The sequence below is a fragment of the Pantoea sp. MBD-2R genome (assembly GCF_039134845.1).
Lineage (GTDB): Bacteria > Pseudomonadota > Gammaproteobacteria > Enterobacterales > Enterobacteriaceae > Erwinia.
Window position 1 is genome coordinate 2,144,953 of record NZ_CP152417.1, and the last position, 25,667, is coordinate 2,170,619.

24 protein-coding genes are annotated in these 25,667 nt (G+C 56.3%); 15 read left to right on the forward strand and 9 right to left on the reverse strand.

Annotated features, from left to right (window positions below; all coding sequences use genetic code 11):
• Positions 1-6: 6 nt before the first annotated feature.
• Together AAGQ96_RS09890 and AAGQ96_RS09895 are read right to left on the reverse strand one after the other, a co-directional pair.
• Positions 7-1,317: an MFS transporter gene (locus AAGQ96_RS09890; protein WP_342755406.1), complete on the reverse strand. Its 1,311-nt coding sequence runs from the start codon at positions 1,315-1,317 to the stop codon at positions 7-9.
• Positions 1,318-1,647: 330 nt separating this feature from the next.
• Positions 1,648-2,655 carry a LacI family DNA-binding transcriptional regulator gene (locus AAGQ96_RS09895; protein ID WP_147197608.1) on the reverse strand — a complete coding sequence of 336 codons (1,008 nt, stop codon included), beginning with the start codon at positions 2,653-2,655 and terminating at the stop codon, positions 1,648-1,650.
• Positions 2,656-2,878: 223 nt separating this feature from the next.
• Here AAGQ96_RS09895 and AAGQ96_RS09900 point away from each other — a divergent pair, with 223 nt between their 5' ends.
• The 5 genes from AAGQ96_RS09900 (at position 2,879) to AAGQ96_RS09920 (ending at position 8,645) form a co-directional block, all read left to right on the forward strand.
• Positions 2,879-3,799 carry a substrate-binding domain-containing protein gene (locus tag AAGQ96_RS09900; RefSeq protein WP_342755407.1) on the forward strand — a complete coding sequence of 307 codons (921 nt, stop codon included), beginning with the start codon at positions 2,879-2,881 and terminating at the stop codon, positions 3,797-3,799.
• Positions 3,800-3,851: 52 nt separating this feature from the next.
• Positions 3,852-5,030, forward strand: coding sequence for a Gfo/Idh/MocA family oxidoreductase (locus AAGQ96_RS09905; protein WP_342755408.1), 1,179 nt, complete (start codon positions 3,852-3,854; stop codon positions 5,028-5,030).
• Between the two features lie 8 nt (positions 5,031-5,038).
• On the forward strand, positions 5,039-5,980 hold the full coding sequence (locus AAGQ96_RS09910) for a sugar phosphate isomerase/epimerase (protein ID WP_147197614.1): 942 nt from the start codon (positions 5,039-5,041) through the stop codon (positions 5,978-5,980).
• 242 nt (positions 5,981-6,222) lie between these two features.
• Complete coding sequence (locus tag AAGQ96_RS09915) at positions 6,223-7,671, forward strand: flagellin (protein WP_342755409.1); 1,449 nt, start codon at positions 6,223-6,225, stop codon at positions 7,669-7,671.
• Between the two features lie 101 nt (positions 7,672-7,772).
• Complete coding sequence (locus AAGQ96_RS09920; RefSeq protein ID WP_342755410.1) at positions 7,773-8,645, forward strand: substrate-binding domain-containing protein; 873 nt, start codon at positions 7,773-7,775, stop codon at positions 8,643-8,645.
• A 41-nt stretch (positions 8,646-8,686) separates the two neighbouring features.
• Here the strand turns inward: AAGQ96_RS09920 and AAGQ96_RS09925 are convergent, their stop codons facing one another.
• A complete protein-coding gene (locus AAGQ96_RS09925) occupies positions 8,687-8,914 on the reverse strand; it encodes a YgdI/YgdR family lipoprotein (RefSeq protein WP_147197620.1) in 228 nt (75 codons plus the stop codon).
• A gap of 15 nt (positions 8,915-8,929) precedes the next feature.
• On the reverse strand, positions 8,930-9,163 hold the full coding sequence (locus AAGQ96_RS09930; RefSeq protein ID WP_147197622.1) for a YgdI/YgdR family lipoprotein: 234 nt from the start codon (positions 9,161-9,163) through the stop codon (positions 8,930-8,932).
• Between the two features lie 232 nt (positions 9,164-9,395).
• On the opposite strand from AAGQ96_RS09930, the gene grxB reads away from it, so the two are divergent.
• Complete coding sequence (gene grxB / locus AAGQ96_RS09935) at positions 9,396-10,031, forward strand: glutaredoxin 2 (RefSeq protein WP_342755547.1); 636 nt, start codon at positions 9,396-9,398, stop codon at positions 10,029-10,031.
• A gap of 78 nt (positions 10,032-10,109) precedes the next feature.
• The gene (locus tag AAGQ96_RS09940) at positions 10,110-10,751 is read left to right on the forward strand and encodes a LysE family translocator (protein WP_342755411.1); all 642 of its coding nucleotides are present in this window, start codon (positions 10,110-10,112) and stop codon (positions 10,749-10,751) included.
• Here AAGQ96_RS09940 and AAGQ96_RS09945 read toward each other — a convergent pair.
• A complete protein-coding gene (locus AAGQ96_RS09945) occupies positions 10,711-11,682 on the reverse strand; it encodes an alpha/beta hydrolase (RefSeq protein WP_342755412.1) in 972 nt (323 codons plus the stop codon). The genes AAGQ96_RS09940 and AAGQ96_RS09945 overlap by 41 nt on opposite strands.
• 57 nt (positions 11,683-11,739) lie before the next feature.
• Entirely contained in the window at positions 11,740-12,354 is a 615-nt protein-coding gene (locus AAGQ96_RS09950; RefSeq protein ID WP_342755413.1) for a TetR/AcrR family transcriptional regulator, read from the reverse strand.
• Between the two features lie 228 nt (positions 12,355-12,582).
• Here AAGQ96_RS09950 and fabV point away from each other — a divergent pair, with 228 nt between their 5' ends.
• The 7 genes from fabV to crtB all read left to right on the forward strand — a co-directional run bounded on the left by fabV (position 12,583) and on the right by crtB (position 20,990).
• Complete coding sequence (fabV, locus tag AAGQ96_RS09955; RefSeq protein WP_147197630.1) at positions 12,583-13,779, forward strand: enoyl-ACP reductase FabV; 1,197 nt, start codon at positions 12,583-12,585, stop codon at positions 13,777-13,779.
• A gap of 359 nt (positions 13,780-14,138) precedes the next feature.
• Positions 14,139-15,056, forward strand: coding sequence for a polyprenyl synthetase family protein (locus tag AAGQ96_RS09960; RefSeq protein WP_342755414.1), 918 nt, complete (start codon positions 14,139-14,141; stop codon positions 15,054-15,056).
• 40 nt (positions 15,057-15,096) lie between these two features.
• Complete coding sequence (gene fni / locus AAGQ96_RS09965) at positions 15,097-16,140, forward strand: type 2 isopentenyl-diphosphate Delta-isomerase (RefSeq protein ID WP_342755415.1); 1,044 nt, start codon at positions 15,097-15,099, stop codon at positions 16,138-16,140.
• On the forward strand, positions 16,137-17,387 hold the full coding sequence (locus AAGQ96_RS09970) for a glycosyltransferase (RefSeq protein ID WP_342755416.1): 1,251 nt from the start codon (positions 16,137-16,139) through the stop codon (positions 17,385-17,387). The genes fni and AAGQ96_RS09970 overlap by 4 nt, the downstream gene beginning before the upstream one ends.
• Positions 17,384-18,547: a lycopene beta-cyclase CrtY gene (gene crtY, locus AAGQ96_RS09975; RefSeq protein ID WP_342755417.1), complete on the forward strand. Its 1,164-nt coding sequence runs from the start codon at positions 17,384-17,386 to the stop codon at positions 18,545-18,547. The genes AAGQ96_RS09970 and crtY overlap by 4 nt, the downstream gene beginning before the upstream one ends.
• Positions 18,544-20,025 carry a phytoene desaturase gene (locus tag AAGQ96_RS09980; RefSeq protein WP_147197647.1) on the forward strand — a complete coding sequence of 494 codons (1,482 nt, stop codon included), beginning with the start codon at positions 18,544-18,546 and terminating at the stop codon, positions 20,023-20,025. The genes crtY and AAGQ96_RS09980 overlap by 4 nt, the downstream gene beginning before the upstream one ends.
• Positions 20,022-20,990, forward strand: coding sequence for a 15-cis-phytoene synthase CrtB (gene crtB, locus AAGQ96_RS09985; RefSeq protein WP_342755418.1), 969 nt, complete (start codon positions 20,022-20,024; stop codon positions 20,988-20,990). The genes AAGQ96_RS09980 and crtB overlap by 4 nt, the downstream gene beginning before the upstream one ends.
• On the opposite strand, the gene AAGQ96_RS09990 is transcribed toward crtB, so the two are convergent.
• Both AAGQ96_RS09990 and AAGQ96_RS09995 read right to left on the reverse strand, forming a co-directional pair.
• Positions 20,878-21,420: a sterol desaturase family protein gene (locus tag AAGQ96_RS09990; protein ID WP_342755419.1), complete on the reverse strand. Its 543-nt coding sequence runs from the start codon at positions 21,418-21,420 to the stop codon at positions 20,878-20,880. The two genes, crtB and AAGQ96_RS09990, sit on opposite strands and share 113 nt — an antisense overlap.
• 42 nt (positions 21,421-21,462) lie before the next feature.
• Entirely contained in the window at positions 21,463-22,326 is an 864-nt protein-coding gene (locus tag AAGQ96_RS09995) for a LysR substrate-binding domain-containing protein (protein WP_342755420.1), read from the reverse strand.
• Between the two features lie 123 nt (positions 22,327-22,449).
• Between AAGQ96_RS09995 and AAGQ96_RS10000 the strand changes: the two genes are divergently transcribed.
• Positions 22,450-23,826 (forward strand): NAD-dependent succinate-semialdehyde dehydrogenase, encoded by a 1,377-nt coding sequence (locus tag AAGQ96_RS10000; RefSeq protein WP_342755421.1) that lies wholly within the window; start codon positions 22,450-22,452, stop codon positions 23,824-23,826.
• A 1-nt stretch (position 23,827) separates the two neighbouring features.
• Here AAGQ96_RS10000 and AAGQ96_RS10005 read toward each other — a convergent pair whose 3' ends face one another.
• The gene (locus AAGQ96_RS10005; protein WP_254446330.1) at positions 23,828-25,555 is read right to left on the reverse strand and encodes an EAL domain-containing protein; all 1,728 of its coding nucleotides are present in this window, start codon (positions 25,553-25,555) and stop codon (positions 23,828-23,830) included.
• Positions 25,556-25,667: the final 112 nt, after the last annotated feature.

A 25,667-nucleotide genomic window follows, 5' to 3' on the forward strand; every position in this document is an offset into this window, starting at 1 on the left:
CTTCCCTTATCCGAAGTTCTTTTTAACGGAATGATGCAGCTGAGATTCCTGCTTATAGAGGAATAACGTTGCGAGCAGGGCGCAAACGGCGGCGAAGCTCATCCAGAGTCCCGGCGCTGCTTTATCACCCGTGACCTCAATCAGCACGGTCGACATGGCGGGGGTAAAACCGCCAAATACGGCAGTTGCCAGACTGTAAGCAAGAGAAAAACCCGCCACTCTAACTGCGGCTGGCATAATTTCAGTTAGCGCCGGGATCATTGCACCGTTGTACAATCCGTAAATAAAGGATAACCACAGCAGCACGCCCAGCATGGAATAAAAGCTCGGGTCGGCAGCAAGGAATTTTAATGCCGGATAAGAAGTTGCAATTGCAATAAGCGCCATCGTAATTAATACGGGTTTGCGGCCAAATCGATCTGAAATAGCGCCGCCGATGGGTAGCCAGATAAAATTGGAGACTGCAACAAGTAGCGTCACAAGCAAACTGTCTGAAGCGCTTAACAGCAGCACTTTTTTTCCAAAGGTTGGCGCGTAGACGGTAATCAGGTAAAAAGCGGTTGTCGTCATGGCAACCATCAGCATGCCCGCAACAACAATTTTCCAGTTTTTGACCAGGGTGCGGAATACGTCAGAAATTTCAGGATGGCTACGGCGGGAATTGAACGCGTCCGTCTCTTCTAATTTACGACGCAGGAAGAAGATGAAGGGAACGATTAGGCAGCCAAAAAGAAAAGGAATGCGCCAGCCCCATTCACGTATAGCGGCGTCATCGAGTAATGCATTAAGCGCGAAGCCCATCGCGGCGGCGACCATAATTGCCACCTGCTGGCTGCCGGACTGCCAGCTGGTATAAAAGCCTTTACGACCGGGGGTTGCGATTTCGGCTAAATAGACCGACACGCCGCCCAGCTCCGCCCCAGCTGAAAAACCCTGTAATAAACGGCCCAGCAGCACAAAAAAAGGCGCCCACAAACCAATGGCGTTATAGGAGGGAATTAACACAATTAAAAAAGTCCCCGTCGCCATGATCGACAAGGTAACGATTAATCCCTTTCTTCTGCCGACTTTATCGATATAGGCGCCCAATACTACGGCGCCCAGAGGTCTCATTAAAAAACCGGCGCCGAAAACGGCAAACGTCATCATCAGTGAGGCAAACTCGCTGCTGGCAGGAAAAAAAGTATGGGCGATATAGGTGGCGTAAAAGCCAAAAAGGAAAAAATCAAACTGTTCAAGAAAATTTCCTGACGTCACGCGGAAAATAGCACCGATGCGCGAGCGTAAGGTAGCCGGATTTACAGAGGCAGGTTGCATAACAGACTCCAATATTTATGTGCGTTATTTTAATAAAACGTTGAATATTGAAGACTGAAACATCCTGGATAAGTTAATAAGTGCATTTTTCGGATGAATTAATGCTCTGTACGCATTAATGACGCAAAAAAAGAGGGAAAGGTCCTTAAAGCATGCATTAGTGAGATTTCCGTCAAATTTTCAGATAAAACCGGCTAACCCGTTGGTTTCTTCTTTTGTGATAGCGATCGCGCTCAGTCAGAGGTCCATGCGGGCGACTTCATCCGGCTGGGTCTTGCCAGCGGCAGGCGGATACACTCCGTAATGACAGCTTTATCTCTTCTCCTCCGATTACGGCTTCAGGTGAGAGCGACGGATACGCAATTCACCCTGTTGCCACGCGTTATCTTCCGTACTTCCCCCATCGATAAGACGCGCGATCGCTTCCTGCATCAGCCGATCAACCCGCTGGCTGAAGGTGGTCAGCTGCCAGCCCGGCGCGGCAGCCTCATCAATGTCATCAAACCCCACGACCGCGAGCTGTGTCCTGGGCGCAATGTCGCGTATGGCCGCCATCGCACCCAGTGCAAGAATGTCGTTTTCGCAAAACAGCGCTTCAATACGGTCGGCCGCTGAGACCTCAAGCAAATAGCGCTGCATTGCCTCGTAGCCGAGCTGACGCTGGTAATGTGCCGCAGTCAGTTCCCGTTCCAGCGTATAGCCCATCGCTGTCAGTTCGGCGCAAAAACCTTCCTTACGCAGCAGATGCCCGTCATCAGCACCAGGCCCGGACAGATAACCAAAGCGCTGGTGGCCCTGTTCAAGCAGCAGTCGCGCGATGATGCGTCCTGCCTGATAGCCATCGATATTGACCGCATCAATGCTCTCTTTGCTGTTGCGGCCGACCTGCACTAGCGGAACGTTATGCATCTCTTCTGCGATGGCAATCAGCTCCGGCGTCAGCGCCGTGCCGAGAAATAAGATGCCGTCGACCTGAAGCTGGTCCGCCAGCGACATTACCGAAGGGTAATTGTCACCGGTAATGTTCAGCATTAACGCCATATAGCCACGCGCCTGAAGCTGTCGCGTGACTTCATCCAGCAGCTGCATTGAATGCGGATTTTTTAGTTCATCGATCACCACGCCGATAATGTGGGTGCGTTTCTGCGACAGGCTTCGTGCCAGCAGGTTAGGGCGATAATCCAGCGCTTTCGCCGCCGCGAGCACGCTCTCACGCGCTTTGTCTGAAATGGATGCGCCCGGCGTAAAGGCACGGGAAACCGTCCATTTGGAGACGCCCGCTTTTGCCGCCACGTCGCTGGCGGTGGATTTGTGTCGCTTTGCTTGCTGTTGAGTCATCGGCCACGTTTCCCGGTTGGATGTTGCGATTATGTTTTATCTTTGCACCCGATTGCAAACTTTTTGTGATCGAGCATGGTGTATTTAAAGAATGCTAATTGACTATTTATAACGCGCATCCCACAGTCATCCCGTTATCAACGACAAGTTATGGCTAAAAGGGCAGTGAGAGGTCGCTCTTCGCGTCACGGAATGAATAATTATTCTTACCCTACAGGACCCGATGATGAAAAAGACACTCTGTTTTATCTTATTACTGGTGCTCTCATCCAGCGCCCAGGCAAAAACCTGGCAGGTTGGCGTGGCACTGGCCAACTTTGACCTGAATTTCGTTTCCATTTTACGTACGCAAATGATTGAAGAGCTTAAGGCGCAGGGAATAAAAAGCCAGTTCTCAGACGCCAAAGGTGACGTCGCATTACAGGTACAGCAGGTCGAAGATTTTATTAATCAGGGCGTCGACGCCATCATTCTTAACCCGGTTGATACTCAAGGGGTTACGCCGATGATCAATGCTGCGAAGCAGGCCAATATTCCGCTGATTTTTGTTAACCGCAAACCGGAAGTGCCGTTGAGTGGTGCCATGGCCTATGTGGGTTCCGACTCCGCGCTGAGCGGCAAAATGCAGATAGAAGCGCTGGCGAAACAGATGAACTACCGGGGCAATATCGCCATTCTGATGGGTGCTTTATCGAACGAAGAAGCGCGCGAACGCACCCGGGCCGTTGAAGCGTTTGTCGCACAGCATAAGGAGATGAAAGTGGTGGAGAAGCAGAGCGCCAAATGGCAGCGTAACGAGGCGGTAGACGTGGTCTCCGGCTGGTTACTCAACGGCACGCCAGTAAACGCCATTGTGGCAAACAACGATGAAATGGCGATTGGCGCGATCATGGCGCTGAACCAGGCGAAGCGCAAAGATGTGCTGGTGGCCGGTATTGACGGCACGCCCGACGGCCTGCAATTCATTAAAAATGGCGAAATGGTGGTGACGATTTTTCAGGATGCGAAAGGCCAGGCCAGTGGCGCAGTAAAGGTGGCTCACGCTCTGCTGGAGAAGCAAAAAGCAGCCAACTATAACTGGATCCCTTACCAGACCGTCACCAAAGCAAATTATCAGCAGTTTGCCGATATGAACCCTCAGTAGTTTTTATCAACCTTAAATTGCACCCGGGTGCAATAAAATGTATGGAGCAACTATGTTAAACGGTGAAAAACAGATTTCACGCCCGTTGCGCTGGGCGATGATTGGCGGTGGGCGGCTGAGTCAGGTTGGCTATAAACATCGCAGTGGAGCATTACGCGACAATACCGCTTACCAGATGGTCGCCAGCGCCTTTGATATTGATGCGGCGCGCGGACGGGAGTTTGGCATAAACCTCGGTATTGCTGGCGAACGCTGTTATGACAGTTACCAGCAGCTGCTGGCGGAAGAAGCCAAACGTGACGACGGTATTGAAGTAGTGACCATCGCCACGCCAAACGGCACCCATTATGAAATTACCAAAGCGGCGCTGGAGGCGGGCATTCACGTGATTTGTGAAAAGCCGCTGTTTTTCACCCGTGCCGAAGCAGAGGAGATCAAAGCGCTGGCCGAAGCCAGAAGGCTGGTTGTTGGCGTGACCTACGGCTTTTCGGGGCATCCGCTGCTGATGCAGATGCGGGCAATGATCGCCAAAGGTGAAATTGGCGAAGTGCGAATGGTGGAGCTGCAATATACCCACGGTTTCAACGCCAGCGACAGCGCCGATAAATTCAGCGACGCGCAGAAATGGCGTGTCGATCCGAAAATCGCCGGGCCCTCTTTTGTACTGGGCGACATCTCTACCCATACCTTCTATATCTCGCAGCTGGTGCTGCCCGAACTGAAAATCAAAAGTCTGTTATGCGACCGGCAGAGCTTTATTCCGTCCCGCGCCCCGCTGGAAGATAACGCGATGGTGCTGATGCACTACGAAACCGGCGCGGTGGGGCGCATGTGGGCTTCAGCCATTAATGCCGGATCGATGGACAGCCAGAGTATTCGTGTTATCGGTTCCCGCGCCAGCCTGGAATGGAGCGACGCCAACCCGGGCGAACTCAAATATGAGGTGCAGGGCCAGCCAAATCAGACGCTGCATCACGGTATGCCTTACCTCGACGAAAGCGCGCTGGCGGATGAACGGCTGGGCGCGCTGCATACCGAAGGGCTGGCCGAATCCTGGGCCAATATCTACCTGAAATTTGCTATTGCCATCAGCGCCACCCAGCGCGGCGACACCCAGACGCTTGAAACGCTGATTTATCCCGATATCAACGCCGGCCTTGAGGGCGTGCGCTGGATTGAAAACTGTGTCCGTTCAGCCGATCGCGGCTCCCTGTGGGTCAACTACCAATAAGGAAAAGTATGAAACTCTCATTTTGTACCGACAGTCTGGGTCATCTGCCGTTTGAGCCGATGCTGGATAAGCTGCTGGAGCTTGGCGTCACCGGCGTGGAGATGACCACCGGCGGCTGGTCTTCGGCCCCGCACATCCGCACCAAAGAACTGCTGGAAAGTGCGGGCAAGCGCCAGCAGTTCTTAAAAGCGATTGAGAGCCGGGGCATGACCATCGCCGCGCTCAACGTCTCGGGCAACCCGCTTGATCCCGGTGCGCTGGGCCAGCGACACAAACAGGAAACCGAAGAGGCGTTGCAGCTGGCGGGCGAGCTGGGCGTGAAGAAAATCGTGATGATGAGCGGCCTGCCGCCCGCCAGCCCGCACGATACCATCCCGAACTGGATTACCTACACGGTCAGCTGGCCGCCGACGCTGAAAAACTGCCTCGACTATCAGTGGAACGAGGTCGCTATCCCTTACTGGCTGGGGCTGGTAGAGCGTGCCCGTCACAGCGGCGTGGAACGCTTTGCGCTGGAAAACTTCAGTGCGATGCTGGTGTGGAACCCGGAAACGCTGTTCCGCCTGCGCGATGCGGTAGGGCCGATGGTCGGACTTAACCTCGATCCCAGCCATCTGATCTGGATGGGCGCCGATCCGATTGCCGCCGCCCGTGCGCTGGGGCCGGCAATCCATCATGTACATGGCAAAGATGTTCGCCTGGAGCGCGGGCTGGTCGATATTAATGGCCTGCTCGAAACCAAACCGGTGGAGGAGGTGGCTAACCGCGCCTGGAACTATGTGGCGGTAGGCTGCGGTCAGGATCTCCAGTGGTGGAAAGCATTCTTCTCGGTGGTGCGCATGATGGGCTACAACGAATGGGTCTCGCTGGAAATGGAAGACTTAACCATGTCGGTGGATGCCGGAATCGCCTCGTCCGTTGCTGCACTACAGCAAACGATTAGTCAGTAACGTTATACCGTGACTGCGGCAGCATTGCCGCAGTCATCTGCCCGGTTAGCGTTTTCAGGCAGGACGCAGATCACCGTAGCAACTGCTGTAGCTGCATAATCGCCGACAACGCAGGGCAGGATGTTGGCTGTTTGGGTGAACCGGTACCTTCCACGCGCTGTGTAAAGGTTGTTCATTTCGCTAAAGCCCGTTACAGCGAAGCCGATAATCCCATTCACCTCCAATAACTGCACTGAGTGATTATGTTATCTGTAAACCATAACGAAACGGTCGCATCGGCGAACAAGTCGCGGACAGCCAACATGTCTCTGCTGGCGCAGTCTATTGAGCGGCTTTCCTCCGGGCAGCGTATCAATGGTGCTAAAGACGATGCGGCAGGCCAGGCCATTGCTAACCGCATGCAGTCCAATATCAATGCCGACAGCACGGTGACGCGCGGTCTGAACGACGCAATTAGCTATGCACAAACGGCGGAAGGCAGCCTGTCGGTCGTCAGCGATATGCTTATCCGCGCCAAAAGCATTGCTGTGCATGCCGCAAACGGCACGATGTCGGTTTCCGATCGTCAGAGCCTGGACGGGGAATATCAGCAGATCCTTGCAGCAATCGGCAATATTGCCAACGGCACTGAAATTTTTGGCAAATTTCCGCTGGCAACCGGACACCCGCAGCTGCCACCGGTTATGCTGGGCGATGTAGCGCCAATCAATACCAAATTCCCGGTGCAGGGGCAGAACTATTCGTTCAGCTCCGGCGTGGTGCCTTTGGCGTATATTCCTGCCGGTGCAACGAATATCTCGATCACCATTGACTCGTTGAGCATGGATGATGACCTGCAACTCTTTACCCGCGACGGCAAACATCTGGTGGGAACGCCGATCGACGGCAGCGATGCGGATTACACCTGGGCGAGCAAGGGCGTGACCGATGACGCATCTGCTACCGCACTGCTCACCACCAGCAATGGATTCAGCAGCGGAGCCAGCTATGACGACAGCGAGCTGATTACCGGCGGCTCCTCGTGGAACTTAAGCGGCAGCGATGCGCTTAGCTACAACGGCATGGACATCAGCTACAGCGGCGACGGCGATCGTTACGAAGATGCGGCCACCGGCGGGTATAACGATGGCCTGGTGGCCGGAAATTCGCAGGAGCGGATCACCATTGATAGCGTGTCGGAAGACCTGATTGTGGTGGTGGTAGGCAATGGTTCCTTTAACGCCAATCTGACCTGGGGGACGCTACCCGAACCGACGATTACCCCCACCGTTCCGCCGAAACAGAGCGGGCCGTTAACGGTAGTCACCAGCGCCAACTATGGTCAGCCGTTGCAGTCGGATACGATTGACGCGACGCCGAGCGATCCAAAATCGCTGGGATTAGCCAACACCAGCCTGCTGACGGACGGATCCACCCGAACCGCGATGCAGGCGCTGGATGCCGCACTGGAAACGGTCAGCGGCTATCGCGCCGACTATGGTGCAAAAATCAACCGCTACGAATCCAACAAATCGGTGTTAAGCCAGCAGAGCATCGCCACGCAGGCAGCGCAAAGCCGTATCGACGATGCGGATTACGCGCAGGAAAGCAGCCAGCTGGCAAAAGCGCAAATTAAAGAGCAGGGCCAAAACGCAGTGATGAAAATGGCAAATCAGTCGGCGCAAAATGTCCTTGAGCTGCTGCGTGACTGATTAACTTCGAGCTGCCGCACATATTTTCTGCATTAACCTGTTGAAAGCCGTCGGGTTCCCTTACTGTTACTCACTCCAGTTAACCTGAAGGCGAATCAACAATGAACAGCGAACCTGCGCATCAGTCCAGCCCAAAAGTGAACCTTATCGGCGTCATCAGTCCCGTGCCCGCCACGCCTTTTAGCGTAAAGATGCTGGATGAACTTACCCGGCAGCTCGGTGAACGGGGGTATTTGACGCTGTTGCTGCCTGTCGATGCGCATCCAGACTTACTGCAAAAAACCCGCCAGCTGGCGCTGGCTGGGCTGATCTGTCTGGAGGCACCGGCGAGTAACATGCTGGCCGCGCTGAAAGAACCGCTTCCTTACCCGGTTATCCCTGTTTGCAGCAGCAGCGCTGATGCTGAGGATAGCGTCAGCATTAACGACCATGCGGCGGCAGAGCAAATCGGGCGATTACTGGCGGATCAGCCGCATCAGCGCTTTGGTTATCTGCAAGGACGAGCGGGCGCTGAACCTTCGCGCAGGCTGGCAGGCTACATCGCAGGCTTGCAGGTTGCCGGGCAAAAAGTTGAAGTGCTAACCGCGGGCGATAGCGATCGCGAATCCGCCTATCAGGCGATGATGCGCTATTTGAAACAGGCGCGGGCGTCGGAACGAATTAACGCACTCTTCTGTGAAAACGATCTGCTGGCCTTTGGCGCAATGCAGGCCATTCGCGATTTCGGACAGGGCGCACACATTGGCGTGGCGGGCTTTGACGATAGTGATGAAGCCGGTACTTCCACCTGGCATCTGACCAGTTGGGCACAGCCTTATGCATTGCTGGTGACGGAAGCGTTAAACCGGCTGCTGAAGAACCGCCGTGAAGAAGAGGGCGCATGGCGTGAGGGTGAGCTGAGAATCAGACATTCTCATCTGGCGAAAGCCGCGCCCGGTGAAATGGCGAAATGTGGCTGCGCCAGTCGGCATTAACAACCCTTAACAACAAGGCCGCCCGCAGGCGGCCATCGATCTTAGTGAGGCACTTCCGAAACGGCCTTCACGTCAGATTTATTGATCTGCTGCTTAACGCCGTTCGCATCGGTGTAGCCCAGCAGTCCGGTTTCCGACTCTTTCGGTTTGCCGTCGCTGATAATCGTTCGACCATCGTTAGTATGAATCGCATAGCTCGTGGTGGTGCAGCCGGATAAAAAGGCCATGCCGAACAATGCAACCAGCGGTAAAACCAATGATTTTTTCATTTTCAGTTCCTTTTATCAGTTATCGAGCTCGTTCATATTGCTGATTTGATCGCGATTGATCTGTTCTGTTTTGCCGGTTTGGGCATTCTTAAAGGAGACCAGACCGGTATCGTCATCAACCTGAGGCTTACCATCCGTCACGATAGTGCGGCCGTCGGTGGTGCGGATTGCCTGATTAGAAGAGCAGCCTGTCAGCGCGCCAACGGTGGTAAAAAGCAGGGCAGCGGCTAAAATTGTTTTAATTTTCATCATCCTTTCCTTAGTTCAACAATAACTATGACAATACTGGAAGCGTAGACGGATTTTGAAAATTTACTACATTACAGGCGGCAGATAGTTACACCCTTCGCACAAATCATGCCTTTTATGACCCGACCCGGCCGGGATGAAAAGACGGCGGCGGTGGCAACTTTTTCTGCTCAGAGGTAGTATGGCTTTTTTTCACCCTGTTAAATTCCTCAATAATACCAGCGAGTTGCCGATGAAACTGCATATCTATGAACACTGTCCTTTTTGCGTACGGGCAAGAATGATCTTTGGCCTGAAAAATATTCCTTATGCAACGGCGGTGATCCCGGAAGGTAACAGCGAAATTCCTCTACGCATGGTTGGCCGCAAAGTGGTGCCGATACTTGAAAAAGATGACGGCACTTTTATGGCAGAAAGCATGGATATTGTGAAATTTGTCGATGCATTGTCAGCACCGCGCCTAACCGACGCCGGGATCGATCCGGCCGTTAAACAGTGGTGCGATGAAGCCACCAAAACGCTGTTCCTGCTGGCGATCCCGCGCTTTACTCAGGGCGACTTTGCCGAGCTGGCAACCGAAGAGGCAAGGGGAGCCTATATCGCTCGTGAAAGAAAAGCGTTTGGCGACCTGGATGCGCTGATGGCCGATACGCCAGCACTGTTAAGCGATATGCATGCCAGGCTGGAAACGCTGGAACCCCTGTTAGCAGGCAGAACGGCTGTGGACACCACGGACTTTATCCTTTTCCCGCTACTGCGCTCGCTCACCATTGTTTCCGGCGTGCAATTCGGCCCGGCAACGCTTCGCTATCTTAATAAACTGGAAAAACAGGCGGGTGTTGATCTGCTGTTTAATCAGGCACGCTGATACGACCTTAATTATCGCCTGCGTTTTTAAACCGGAAGCCAGCAGAGGACAGCCCGGCTTCGTCAATGGAGAAGTTGTATGCTCGATATCATTCACTATCCGCTGTTTGTTGCCGCCGTGCTGGTGCTGGTTGTCACACCCGGCCCGGACCTGGCTTACGTTATCGGGCAAAGCATCGCCAATGGCCGCCGCTCTGGCGTGATATCCGCGGCGGGTGTGGCGCTGGGAAGCTGCGCGCACACGGTGGCCAGCGCTGTAGGTTTAACGGCGATTATTGCCGCCTCACCAACGCTGTTTTTGATGGTTAAATACATGGGCGCGCTCTATCTGATCTGGCTGGGAAGCCGCATGATATGGAGCACCTTTAGCAAGAAGGCGAAACCGTCAGAGGAAATCAAATCCATTCCTGCCGTCAGTACCGGTAGCCTGCTGTCACGTGGCTTTATCACTACCCTTACCAATCCTAAAGTCCTGTTGTTCTTTATCGCTTTTTTCCCGCAGTTTGTGACCGTTGGCGGCGAACACCAGGCGCTTTCGTTCGTGGTGTTGGGGATTACCTATGCCATTGCCGGATTTGCCACGGATACCACCTTTGCACTGATCGCGGGCAGCGCCGCCAGCGCCGTGTCGAAAAATCACAAGCTGCAAAGATGGCTGGACCGGGTAGTCGGCGCGACCTTTATTTCGCTGGGGGTGCGGCTTGCACTGACGCGTCGTTAAAAAAATCACTCAGCTCGCGGGCGATTGCCTGCGGCTGCTCTTCAGGCAGGAAATGGCCGCAGTAAGGAACCCGTATGCCGGAAACGTTTTCGGCAAACGGGCGCAGCGGTGCCGCCATATCGGCAATGGAGCCGTGATCGGCGCTGATTGCTAACACCGGCATTGGCAGTTTTCCTTTGGCAAGCAAGGCTTTGTTTTGTCGGGCTGAAAGCTCAGCGGCACGATAATAAGCCAGCCCGGCGCGTAGGCCGCCGTCGCGGGTCAGAACGCGCAAATACTCCGCCAGATCGTCCTCAGTAAACACATCCGGGCAGGCCGTTTTTCTCTTTAAAAACCATTCCAGATAAATTCTCTCGCGCCCGGTAATCAGCGCTTCCGGCAGATCGGCAATCGAATGAAAGGCAAAGTGCCAGGTTTTCCACGCCTTATCCGGGGTGACCGGCAGCGCGTCCGGCAACGTCACGCCAGGAATTCCGGCATCCAACAGGGCCAGGCGTTTCACTTCATCACCGTAAAGCGCCGTAAAAGGCCACGCGACCCAGGCACCGACGTCATGCGCCGCCAGAAAATAGCGATCTATCTTTAACTGAGCCAGTAAGCCGTGGATTTTTTCGGCAAGCGCCTGGGTATCATAACCGGAATCCGGTCGGTCGGAATCGCCCTGGCCCGGTAAATCGGGCGCGATAATATGAAAGGTGTTCATCAACGGCATCACCTGCCGCCATGCGTACCAGCTTTGTGGGAAGCCTGCCAGCAGCACCAGCGTTTCGCCGTCAGGATTTCCTCCCGTGACGTAATGCAACCGCACCCCGTCGACCGTGGCATAGCGGTGGACGAACCCTTCAAGCCCGCTGACGGCAGAAGAGTGCGGTTGCGCACAGGCCTGGCGAAGCGGCAATGCGTGAGCGATCGCATGTTGTGGATTTGGCATAACAAGATCTCCATGAACGGTTAATTAGGAACTGATCATTTCCAAAATAGATAAATTTTAATCGACGATTTTTAATACCATAGCGACCACGGCTTCAGGATCGGCAATATTGCCGACTTTACCCACCACCCGCAGCCCAAACAGCAGCGACAGCAGCACGTCAGCCGCCGTTTCGATATTCAGCCCGGCCGAGACGGATCCATCCTGTTGCCCCTGTGAAAGCAGCGACAACAAATGCGTTTTGTTGCGCGTTATCGCCTGCTGCACCAGCGCCGCCAGCTCATCATCCAGCACCTGAAGCTCGGTCGCGCTGCCGACCACCAGGCAACCGCGCCTTCCTTCCACGCCGTGAGCGGATTCGAGATAAAATTTCAACACCTCTGCGAGCCGCTCGCGGCCGTCAGCACCGTTTTCCATGCGCTGACGCAGATCGGCATTACGCACTGAGATATAGCGTTCGAACGCGCGAAGAAACAGGCTGCGCTTATCTTTAAACGCCTTGTAGATGCTGCCCGCGGTGAGATTCATCGCCTCGCTTAAATCGGCAACAGAAGCCGCGTGATAGCCTTTTTGGCGGAATACCAGCATGGCCTTATCGACCGCCAGCTCGGGATCGAACTCTCGCGGGCGACCGCGTTCTTTGGTTGTATTTTGGGTAACAGAAGCGTTCATAAATTTCGCATATAGGAAATGATTGATTCCAAAATGCCAGATAAGCGCGCTAACCGCAAGCGACCACAAGGCGTACGGCAACAAAATTTGTACGGCGAAGGGCAAATTGCGTCTGAGAAATAAGCAAATAAGCCGACTCGCCGCGCCTTACCGCCCGCCTGCTTTACTTGAAAGCACACTAGCGGGTATTCTACTGCGCATATTTACTAAGACGATCTTGAGGTCGACATGATTATTAAACCACGCATTCGTGGCTTCATCTGTATTACTGCCCATCCGGCAGGCTGCAAAGCTAACGTTGAAAAACAGATTGAGTATGTAACCCGCAATGGCAAAATTGCCAACGGCCCGAAAAAAGTGCTGGTGATCGGCGCGTCTACCGGTTACGGCCTGGCGGCACGTATCTCCGCTGCTTTCGGCTGCGAAGCCGACACGCTGGGCGTGTTCTTCGAGCGTCCGGGCGAAGAAAACAAAACCGCCACGGCGGGCTGGTACAACTCTGCGGCATTTGAAGAGCTGGCTGAAGCAAAAGGCCTGTATGCCAAAAGCATCAACGGCGACGCTTACTCAGACGCCGTGAAGCAGAAGACCATTGAACTGATTAAACAGGATCTGGGTCAGGTTGATCTGGTGGTTTACAGCCTGGCCGCGCCACGCCGTACCCATCCGAAAACCGGTGAAGTGTTCAACTCCACCCTGAAGCCAGTCGGTAAAACGCTGACCACTCGCGGCCTGAATACCGATAAAGAAACCATCACCGACATCACGCTGGAGCCGGCTTCTCAGGAAGAAATCGACGGCACCGTCGCGGTAATGGGGGGGGAAGACTGGCAGATGTGGATCGACGATCTGAAAGCGGCCGGCGTGCTGGCTGACGGCGCAAAAACCACCGCCTTTACCTACCTGGGCGAGCAGATCACCCATGACATCTACTGGAACGGCTCCATTGGCGAAGCGAAAAAGGATCTGGACAAGCGTGTTCTGACCATTCGCGATACGCTGGCTGACAAAGGCGGCGACGCGCGCGTTTCCGTACTGAAAGCCGTGGTCACCCAGGCCAGCTCCGCTATTCCGGTCATGCCGCTGTACCTGTCGCTGCTGTTTAAAGTGATGAAAGAGAAGGGTACTCACGAAGGCTGCATTGAGCAGGTTTACGGCCTGTTTAAAGATAGCCTGTACGGCGCATCGCCAATTCTGGATGAGGTGGGCCGTCTGCGTGCCGACTATAAAGAGCTGGCACCGGAAGTGCAGGACGAAGTCACCAAATTGTGGCCGACCGTGACTGACGAAAACCTGAACGAGCTGACCGACTTCGTTGGCTACAAAACCGAGTTCATGCACCTGTTCGGCTTCGGTCTGAGCGGTGTGGACTACGATGCCGACGTTAATCCAGATGTGAAAATTAAAAATCTGGTGCAGATGTAAGTGAAAAGGGCGTCCTGCGGGACGCCTTTTTATTTCCCGCCTTCCTGTATGAATCCGTTTCCAAAACTGTTCCACGCTGCGCTGATCCTTCCCGCTCTCTGCTGCTGTGCTTCTTCAATGTTTTCAACCGGCATTTTAAGTCTGCATTATTTTTCCCGGTAGACTTTCGACCCGGCAAAAAATTCGCCCAATATTTGTGAGTGAAGTCAGCAAACTATTCATTCTAATCTAGTCTTAACAAATGAAGCTCTCCCGAGTCTGACCGTCATTCGTTCTTTGAAGTTAACGCCTGGCCGGGTAGCTGCCTGGCAGCAGAACGTTTGCGGTATCGCTCACTCCCGAACATAACGGAGAAACCCGTGACAGCAACGATTTCAGCCAATGTCGACCCCTTACTGAGTCAGGAAAGCGAACTGCGCAGGCTGCGTGACGCAGTCAACCAGCGTCTGTCCCAACTTTTACCGGTGGGCAGCGAACGAGATCGGATAAGTGAAGCGATGCGGGAAGGCACGCTCGCGCCCGGTAAACGCATTCGGCCCTTGCTGTTAATGCTGGCCGCCGGTGATTTAGGCTGCGACAGAAATCATCCTGGCCTGCTGGATCTGGCCTGTGCCGTCGAGATGACGCATGCGGCCTCGCTGATGCTGGATGATATTCCCTGCATGGACGATGCGGCGCTACGGCGGGGTAGACCGACCATCCACCGGCAATTTGGCCAGGACGTGGCGATTCTGGCGGCGGTTGCGCTGCTGAGCAACGCCTTTGGCGTGGTGGCGGGCGCGGCGGGATTGTCGGATACCTGCCGCACTCAGGCCGTCGCTGAACTCTCTGCGGCGGTCGGTTTACAGGGGCTGGTTCAGGGGCAATTCCGGGATCTGCGCGAGGGTAGCGCTGCCCGCAGCGCCGAAGCCATTGCCGATACCAATGAGTTGAAAACCAGCGTGCTGTTTAACGCCACCTTGCAAATGGCCGCGCTGGCAGCAAATGCCTCGCCAGCGGTGAAGAGCAAACTGAACTGCTTTGCCCGCGAGCTGGGTCAGGCGTTTCAGCTACTGGACGACCTGGCCGACGGACACAGCGGCACCGGTAAGGATACGAATAAAGACGAGGGCAAATCTACGCTGGTGGCGCTGCTAGGCGCTGAAGCGGTGCGGCAACGCCTGCGCGAACACCTGCACAGCGCCGACCAGCATTTCTCATGGGCCTGTCAGCAGGGCCTGGCGACAAGGCAGTTTATGCAAACGTGGTTCAGTCAGCAGCTGGCAACGTTTAGTTAACCTTGAAGGGCATTCCGGCTTTGCTTTTAATGGAGAGTTAATGAAGGACGCAAACCTTATCCAGCGTAAAAACGACCATCTGGACATCGTGCTGAACCCCTCTCGCGCTGTCCATTCCGCCCGCACGGGATTTGAAAACTGGCACTTTGAACACTGTGCGTTGCCCGAGCTGGATCTTGACAGCATCGACCTTCACAGCACTCTTTTTGGACGCGCCCTTAAAGCACCGCTATTGATCAGTTCGATGACCGGCGGGGCCGCTCGCGCCAGACATATTAATCGTCATCTTGCTGAAACAGCGCAGCTGCTGGGTTTGGCAATGGGCGTTGGATCGCAGCGCGTGGCGCTGGAAAGCAGCGGGCAGGAAGGATTGAATCGCGAACTGCGTGATATCGCGCCCGATATTCCCCTGCTGGCGAACCTCGGCGCGGCCCAGATCAAAGGCTCTCGCGGGCTGGATTATGCGCGGCGTGCGGTTGAAATGATCGATGCGGATGCGTTGATTATCCACCTTAACCCACTTCAGGAAGCGCTACAGAAGGATGGCGACCGCGACTGGCGCGGCGTTCTTGCTGCTATCAGCCAACTGACTGCAACGCTGGAGGTGCCGGTTGTGGTGAAAGAGGTGGGAGCAGGCCTTTCTTCCGCCGTCGGCCAACGGCTGGCCGGGGCAGGCGTGGCAATGCTGGACGTGGCGGGCGCAGGCGGCACCAGCTGGGCTGCGGTTGAGGGTGAGCGGGCCAGCGATCCGCGGCTGCGCGCCGTGGCAATGGCTTTTGCCAACTGGGGAATTCCCTGTGCCCAGGCGCTGCGCGACCTGCATCATTCATTGCCCACAATGCCGCTGATCGCTTCTGGCGGTATCAAAGACGGTATTGACGTTGCCAAGGCGCTTTGTCTGGGCGCCGATTTGGTGGGTCAGGCGGCCGCCGTGCTGCACAGCGCGAATACCTCTGCGCAGGCTGTCACCGATCACTTCCAGACGGTCATTGAGCAGCTGCGCATTGCCTGTTTCTGTACCGGCAGCAGCAACCTTAGCGAACTTCGTCAGGCTCCGCTGCGCTACAGCGGAGCGAATGCATGAGCCATTTCGCGGTGATCACGCCGCCGCTCTACAGCCATTTGCATGCGATGCAGGCGCTGGCGCAGGTGCTGATTGCCCGCGGGCATCGGATCACTTTTATTCAGCCCGCCTCTGCGGCCGCAACGTCCCTTGAGCGGGATGTCGCCGTGCACTACGTCGGCGTGGCCGCCGCCGATCTGGCGGGCAGGCCAGGTGAGATTTCTTTGTTCAGCCTGATCGGTCAAATGTCCCGTACCACCGAAATGCTGTGTCGGGAACTGCCCGGCGCACTGAACGCGCTGAAGGTGGATGGGCTAATTGTCGATCAGATGGAAGCGGCGGGCGGGTTGGTCGCCGACGCGTTAGGACTGCCTTTTGTCTCGGTAGCCTGCGCGCTGCCGGTTAACCGTGAAACCGGCCTGCCGCTGCCGGTGATGCCGTTTGACTACGCAACCGACAAGCGCGCGCTAAAGCTTTACGATACCAGCAGCCGGGTTTACGACTGGCTGATGCGCAGCCACGATCGGGTGATTGCCCGCAACGCGGCGAAATTTGGCCTGACGCCGCGGAAAAGCCTGGATCAGTGCCTGTCGCCGCTGGCGCAAATCAGCCAAACCGTGCCGCTGCTGGATTTTCCCCGCCAGGCGTTGCCAGCCTGTTTCCACCACGTCGGGCCGCTGCGGAGCCAGAAAGCGGGCAGCGCGAAAAGCGCATGGCCCGTTTCACCGTCGCGTCCTTTTGTATTCGCCTCGCTGGGAACGCTACAGGGCCATCGGTTTGGGCTGTTCAAAACTATCGCTCACGCCTGCCGCAGCCTTGATGTGCAGCTATTAATCGCCCATTGCGGCGGTCTGAATGCCCACCAGGCCGATGTACTGCTGGCCAGCGGCGCGAACTGGGTGACCGATTTTGCCGATCAGCCGCAGGTGCTACAGCAGGCACAGGCCGTTATCACGCACGGTGGGTTGAATACGGTGGTGGATGCGGTAAATAGCGCCACGCCCATTCTTGCGGTGCCAATTGCCTTCGATCAGCCCGGCGTGGCTGCCCGCGTCGCGTGGAACGGCCTTGGCCGCCGGGTCTGCCGTTTTGCCACCAGCAGCACGATGGCGAAAAATTTAAGCCTGTTGCTGAGCGATGACGGCTACCCACGCCGTCTCGCCGCTGCCCGCCAACAGCTGCAACAGGCGGGCGGCGCGCTGCGTGCTGCGGATATTATCGAACAGGCATTTAAAACCCAGCCCGCAAGGCTTGAGGCGGCGGGATGAAGCAATGGGATGTTATTTTGGCCGGCGGCGGGCTGGCGAACGGATTGATCGCCCTGCGTCTGCGCCAGCAGCAGCCGTCGTTACGTCTGTTGATGGTGGAAGCGGGGCCTTCAGCGGGCGGCAATCACACCTGGTCTTTCCATGAAGACGATTTAACCGCGGAGCAACATCACTGGATTGCGCCGCTGGTAGCGCATCGCTGGCAAGGCTATGACGTGCGCTTTCCTCGCTTTACCCGCACGCTCACCAGCGACTACCTCAGTATTACCTCGGAACGCTTTGCAGAGGCAATTGGCGAACTGCTGGGCGAAGATTTGCTGACAGGCTGTGAAATCAGCGCGCTAACCCCGCAGAGCGTCCGGCTTGCCGATGGCCGAACCTTCACCGCTGGCGCGGTGATTGATGGCCGTGGCTATCGGCCCAGCCGGTATCATACGATTGGGCTACAGGCGTTTCTGGGGCAGCAATGGCAGCTGGCGCAGCCGCATGGTCTTCAACGTCCGATCCTAATGGATGCCACGGTCGACCAGCAGCAAAGCTACCGCTTTGTGTATACGCTGCCGCTTTCCGCCGACACGCTGCTGATCGAGGATACGCACTATCAGGACAGCGTGGCGCTGGATCCCGACGCGGCCCGCCAACGCATTGCGGACTATGCTGCCGCGCAGGGCTGGCAGCTCCAGACATTACAGCGAGAGGAGTGGGGCAGCCTGCCCATTACCCTGGCGGGGCAACCCGCGGCGTTTCGTGCGCAACATCAGCTTCCCTGTAGCGGCTTGCGGGCCGGGCTGTTTCATCCAACCACCGGCTATTCACTGCCTCTCGCCGCGTCTCTGGCCGATTTAATCGCCCGCCAGCCGACGCCAACATCGGCATCGCTGAATGCAGCGATCGGGTATTTCTCGGCCCGTCAGTGGCGGCAACAACGTTTCTTCCGCGTACTTAATCGTATGCTGTTTCTGGCCGGGCCACCGGCGCAAAGATGGCAAATTATGCAGCGTTTCTATTCTCTTGATGACCGGCTAATCGCCAGGTTTTACGCCGGTCATCCGACGCTTACCGACAGGATCCGTATTCTGACCGGTAAGCCACCGGTACCCGTTGGCAAAGCTCTGCTGGCGGTACTCAAAAAAACTTCCAGGTTGCGAGCTTTCAGATGAAGAAAACAATTGTTATTGGCGCTGGATTAGGTGGACTGGCTTTAGCGATCCGTCTTCAGGCCTCAGGGCTGTCTACCCTTTTGCTTGAAGGGCGTGACAAGCCCGGCGGGCGGGCCTATGTCCGCCGTGAACAGGGTTTCGTCTTTGACATGGGGCCAACGGTGATCACCGATCCCTCCGCCATCGAGGAGCTGTTTACCTGTGGCGGCAAGCGGATAGCAGAATATATCGATCTGCTGCCGGTGACGCCTTTTTACCGGCTGTGCTGGGAATCGGGCGAAGTGCTGGAATACGGCAACGATCAGCAGCGGCTGGAGGAGCAAATTGCACGTTTCAATCCTGACGATGTCGAGGGCTACCGTAAGTTCTTCCGCTATTCCGGCGAGGTATTCAAGGAAGGGTATCTGAAGCTGGGGTTTGTGCCGTTTCTCTCTTTTCGCGATATGATCCATGCCGGCCCCCAGCTGGTGAAACTGCAGGCGTGGCGCAGCGTCTACAGCCTGGTGTCGAAATTTATCAAAAACGAACACTTGCGGCAGGCGTTCTCCTTTCACTCGCTGCTGGTCGGCGGCAACCCTTTTGCCACTTCCTCAATCTATACGCTGATCCACGCGCTGGAGCGGCAGTGGGGCGTCTGGTTCCCCAGAGGCGGCACCAATCAGCTGGTCCACTGCATGACCCGGCTTTATCGCGAGCTGGGCGGCGAGATGATCGTGAACGCCAAAGTAGAGCGTCTGGAAACGGAAGGCGATCGCATCAGCGCGGTGCGCTTGCAGGATGGCCGTCGTTTTGAAGCGGCAGCCGTGGCCTCCAACGCTGACGTGGTACATACCTATGACAAACTGCTTAGCGACCACCCGCGAGGCAAAAAGCGGGCGGCCGAGTTGAAAAAAATGAGCATGAGTAACTCGCTGTTTGTGGTCTATTTTGGCCTGAATAATCCGCACAGCCAGCTGGAACATCATACCGTCTGCTTCGGGCCGCGCTACAAGGAGCTACTCGACGATATCTTCCATAAAGATTCATTGTCGGACGATTTCTCACTTTATCTGCATGCACCGTGCAAAACCGATCCGACCATGGCGCCGCCGGGCTGCGGCACCTTTTACGCGCTGGCACCGGTGCCGCATTTAGGCACGGCCAATATTGACTGGGATGTTGAAGGGCCGCGCTTCCGCGAGCGCATTTTCGACTATCTGGAAAAACACCATATGCCGGGCCTGCGCGAGCAGCTGGTGACGCATCATATTATGACGCCCTTTGATTTTCGTGATGAGCTTGATGCGCACCTGGGGTCAGCGTTTTCTGTCGAACCGCTGCTAACCCAAAGCGCCTGGTTCCGCCCACACAATCGCGACGACCAAATCGAAAACCTTTATCTGGTTGGCGCGGGCACGCATCCCGGTGCGGGGATCCCGGGCGTGCTGGCTTCGGCCAAAGTCACCGCTAACCTGATGATTGAGGACAGCAGGAAATGAATCAGCCTTTACTGGCGCATGCGACCGAAACCATGGCCGTGGGGTCGAAAAGCTTTGCAACTGCCTCAAAGCTGTTTGATCCGGTTACCCGCCGCAGCGCACTGATGCTCTATGCCTGGTGTCGGCACTGTGACGACGTGATCGATGGGCAGACGCTGGGCTTTAACAGCGATATCAACCCGCAGGAGAGTCCGCAGCACAGGTTGGCAGGGCTTCGGACGCAAACGCTACGCGCCTGTGCAGGCGAACCGATGCAGGAACCCGCCTTTGCCGCTTTTCAGGAGGTGGCGCTGGCGCATGGTATTCCACAGCAGCAGGCTTTCGATCATCTGGAAGGCTATGCCATGGATGTGCGCGGCCAGCTTTGCCATACCTTTGATGACACCCTGCGCTATTGCTACCACGTCGCGGGCGTAGTGGGGCTGATGATGGCGCGGGTGATGGGCGTGCGTGATGAGGCCGTGCTGGATCGTGCCTGCGATTTGGGGCTGGCATTTCAGCTGACCAATATTTCGCGCGATATTATTGAGGATGCCGAAATGGGACGCTGCTATCTGCCCCTGAGCTGGCTTGAAGAGGCCGGCCTGACGCTGGAAAACTACGCCGCGCCCTCACAGCGGGCGGCACTGGCTGGCGTGGCGCAACGGCTGGTGCTGGCGGCAGAGCCGTATTACCGTTCGGCGCAGGCAGGGCTGCGTGGCCTGCCGCTGCGATCGGCCTGGGCGGTGGCGACCGCAAGCGGCGTTTACCGTGAAATTGGCGTCAAGGTACGTCGTGCCGGAACGGATGCCTGGGCGCGGCGGGCCGGCACCAGCAAGCTGGAAAAACTGGGGCTGCTGGTATCCGGCGCGGTTAAGGCCGGGGCTTCCCGGCTGGTGTCGTCGTCGCCTCGTCCTGCCGATCTCTGGCAGCGCCCTGGCGCTTCGGACGGCCATGCCGCTGCCGCAGGACTGCCTGAAGTTTAGCAACCGGTGGCGCATAGAGAAAACCAAACGAGACGCAGCCTTCGCGCCCGCGTACCGCATGATGCAGGCGATGCGCCATATACAGGCGCTTGAGGTAGCCGCGTCTGGGCACGTAGCGGAACGGCCAGCGCTGATGCACCAAACCATCGTGCACCATAAAGTAGAGCAGGCCGTACAGCGTCATGCCCGCGCCAATCCACTGTAGCGGCCAGACGCCGCGGCTGCCGAACGCGATCAGCACAATCGCCAGTACCGCAAACAGCGCCGCATAGAGATCGTTCAGCTCAAACCGGCTGCTGTGCGGTTCGTGGTGGGAAAGATGCCAGCCCCAGCCCCAGCCATGCATAATATATTTGTGAGCCAGCGCCGCGATGATTTCCATCGCCACGACGGTGAACAGGACGATGAGCGCATTGTACAGCCACAACATAATAATCCCCGTGATCCGTTAGGTGCGTTAAGCGTAGCCCATTTAGGCCGGCACGATCTCCAGCATGTCGGTCATGGCGCGCAGGTTGGCCGAACGGCTGCCTTTTCGCCAGACCAGCCAGATATTGATCAGCCCCATTTGTCCGGCCAGCGGCCACGCCGACACGCTGTCCTTGCCGGGCATATTTTCCAGCATGCTGCGCGGCACCATCGCCAGCCCGGCTCCCGCGCTGACGCAGGCGAGGATACCGTGGTAGGACTCCATCTCAAAAATCTTACCCGGTGCGGCATTCTCCCTCGCGAACCAGTTTTCAAATAAGCGGCGGTATGAACAGTTGGCGCGAAAGGCGTAAATCGTCGCGCCCGAAATGGTGGTAGCGCTGGTCACGGGCGGATGGTTGAGCGAGGAGATCACCACCATCTCTTCGGCAAACACGGGCATACCTTCCAGTTGAGGATGCTTAGGCGGGCCATCGATAAACACCGCACTGTACTCGCCAGCCAGCAGGCCATCAATCATTTCGCCGGAGGGGCCGGTGGAAAGATCCAGCTCCACGTCCGGCCATGTCTGGTGATAGCGGGCAATGAGCGGCGGCAGGCGTACCGCGGCGGTGCTTTCTATTGCGCCCAGCGTGAACACGCCCGTTGGATGCTGGCTGGAAACCTGCAAACGCGCTTCTTCGGTCAGGGCCAAAATGCGGTGGGCATAATCCAGCAGCGTGCGGCCCGCATCAGTAATATGCAGGCGGAGCTTCTCACGGCTGAACAACTGCGTGCCCAGCTCTTCTTCCAGCTGGCGCAGGCGTGTAGAGATATTCGACGGTACGCGATGCAATTTACCGGCGGCGGCAGTTACGCTGCCTTCCTCAGCGATGGCGCGAAACACTTCCAGCTGGGTCAGATCCATACATTCTCTTTTTGAGTAAGATATTTTCATTATTATTCATTTTTAAAGAATGAATGACAAGCTTATGATGTCTCCATCGCAAATGACTTTCGTTGGGCAAGCACCCGACCATCAGGAGAATGTATGACGACTTCCTCTGCCGTTTCCCGCAATCCTTTCACCGGCGAAATTATCCGCCAGACGCCGTTCGCCTCAGTAACTGACGTGGAAACCGCGCTGCAACAAACCGACAGCGCGTTCCAGTCATGGCGCCACAGTGAAATCGACAGCCGTAGCCAGCTGCTGCAAAACATGGCGGCGGGTCTGCGCAAGCATGCCCGTTCACTGGCTGAAATGATGACTGATGAGATGGGTAAGCCCATTACCCAGAGCCTGGCCGAAGTGGAAAAATGTGCCCGTCTGTGTGAATGGTACGCCGAACAGGGGCCGGCTTTTCTGGCCCCAGAAGCAACGCGGGTGGAAAACGACAAGGCTTACGTCAACTACCTGCCGTTAGGCCCGGTCCTGGCGGTGATGCCGTGGAACTTCCCGGTCTGGCAGGTGCTGCGTGGCGCGGTGCCAATCATCATGGCGGGCAACAGCTACCTGCTGAAACCTGCACCGAGCATCATGGGCAGCGCGCTGTTGTTGCAGTCAGTGCTGACCGAAGCGGGTGTGCCACAGGGTCTGTTTAGCGTGGTGAATGCCGATAACGATGCCGTGGCAAAAATCATTAACGACCGTCGTATTGCCGCCGTCACGCTAACCGGCAGCGTACGTGCCGGTGCCGCAATTGCCGCGCTGGCGGGTGCAGCAGTGAAGAAAAGCGTGCTGGAGCTGGGCGGCGCCGACGCCTTTATCGTGCTGGCAGATGCCGACATTGATGCGGCAGTGAAAGGGGCCGTTGCCGGTCGCTTTATGAACGGTGGCCAGGTTTGCATGGCAGCGAAACGCATTATTGTGGAAGAAAGCATTTTTGCTGAATTCCGCGACAAGTTCGTTGCGGCAGTGAAAGAGATGGTGGTGGGCGATCCGCGCGACGAAGCGACCTATATTGGCCCGATGGCGCGTTACGATCTGCGTGACGAGCTGGATACGCAGGTGCAGGCGACGATTGCCGAAGGTGCCGAGTGCCTGCTGGGTGGCCATGTTATTCAGGGCGCGGCTAACTTCTATGCGCCAACGGTGCTCAGCAACGTGAAGCCAGGCATGACCAGCTTCAAACAGGAACTGTTTGGTCCGGTAGCCTCACTGATTGTGGCGAAAGATGCCGAACACGCTATTGCCATGGCTAACGACTCTGAATTTGGCCTGGGCGGCAGCCTGTGGAGTCGGGATCTGGCTAACGCCCGCAAGCTTGCTGCAAAAGTCGAAACCGGCGGCATGTTTATCAACACGCCGAGCTTCTCCGACCCACGTGTGCCAATCGGCGGCGTGAAGCACAGCGGCTATGGTCGCGAGCTGTCGCACTTTGGTATTCGTGAGTTTACCAACGCGCAGACAGTCTGGCTGGAATCCTGATTTAGCCCGCGAACATCTCGCCCTTAAGCCACTGTTCAACCCCTTCCGGCGGAAGGGGTTTACTGCAAAAGTATCCCTGAATTTCATCGCAGCCAAAGCTGCGCAGCGTCAGCAACGTCTGCTCATCCTCAACCCCCTCTGCCAGCACGACATAGTGCAGTTCTTTCAGCATCGCTATCACATGCCGGACAATGGTACGGCTGGCGTTATCGGTCGCCATCTTCCAGACCAGCGAGCGATCCAGCTTGATCACGTCCACCGGAATGCGCTTGAGGTAGTTAATATTGCTGTAGCCGGAACCAAAATCATCCAGCGACAGACCAAAACCGCGCAGCTTGAGCTGATTCAGACCGGCCAGCGCTTGCGGACACTCCAGCATTCTTTCCGTTTCCAGACACTCCAGACGCAGCAGCTCGGTGGGCATACCGGCCCGCAGCATTTTCGCTTCCAGCCGGTCGGCAAAGCCAGGGCTGGCCAGATCGCTGACGCTGACGTTGACCGACACCGGCAGATTCACGCCTTTCGCCTGCCACAGTTGCAGCTGGGACAGCGCGCTGGCGATAACCCAGTTTGTCACTTCTGCCATCAGGCTGGTGGTCTCCACCAGCGGCAGGAACGTCATCGGCGGCAGATTACCGAGGGTGGGATGTTCCCAGCGCAGCAGGGCTTCCAGACCCACCGGCAGCCCGCTGTGCAGGGAAAGCTGGGGCTGATAAACCAGATACAGGCCGCCTTCGCCGCGCAAAGCCGTTGACAAATCATGCAGCAGATGGAAATCAAGTTTGCGGCGGTTGTCGAGCGCTTCATCATAAGTCTGCCAGGGTTTGCGCAGACTGATAGCTTCATGCAAAGCGCTAAAGCCACGGCGCACAATTTCCGATGGTGTAGAGTTTACCGGCACAAAATTCACCTCGCCCAGATGAATACTGAGGTCAATCGTAATGCCTTCATGCAGTCGGGCGTGGGCGCTGCTTAATTTTTCGCCTGAACGCTGTAGCCAGGCGTACGATCTGGCAGCCGAGAGCAGGGCGAAGCAGCCTTTCGTAAAGCAATATAAAACCTCCTGCGGCTGAAGTTGAAGCCGAATGCGCAGCAGCTCAATCATATCTTTTTGCAACGTTTCCAGCGTGCCCATACCCAGCGAACGGGCAATTTCATAGGCACGCGTCACATCCAGACATTCAATCAGCACCAGACTGTGCCGCTCCTGCACGCCCATCTCTTTTAGCAACGCCAGGTCCTGCATCAGCTTTTGGCGATTGGGAAGAGAAGTGACAACGTCACGAAGGCCGTTGTTAAGCCAGGCGTCCAGCCAGGAGGTGATGATATCGGCCAGCAGCTGTAGCATCTCTATTTTATGCTGCGGGAAAAGATGCGGCTGAACGTCGGCAACGCACAGCGTACCGATCACCATGCCATTGCTTAACTTCAGCGGCGCACCTGCATAAAACCGGATAAACGGTACATCAAGCGTCAGGGGATGCTCGCGGAAACGCTCATCGTGATGCGTATCCTGACAGACCAGAATCGTGCCGCTGGCCAGCGTATGGCGGCAGAGCGCATCTTCAAGCGACGTTTGCTGCAATGCAAAACGCTGCGCCGCTTTAATATACTGCTGCTTCTCATCCATCACGGAAATAAAACTGGAGGGGATTTCCAGCAGCCGGCTGGCCAGCTCGGTAAACTTGCTGAGGATCTCATCCCGTTCGCTATCAGTGGTAGTAAACATCTCCAGCACCTGTGGGTGCCGGTTATCTCCCAGGTTGTTTGTCATAATCGCCTGCAAATTATTCCCCATCGGGAAAGCTAATAGTTAAGCTAAACTTGTCTGGAGGGCCGAT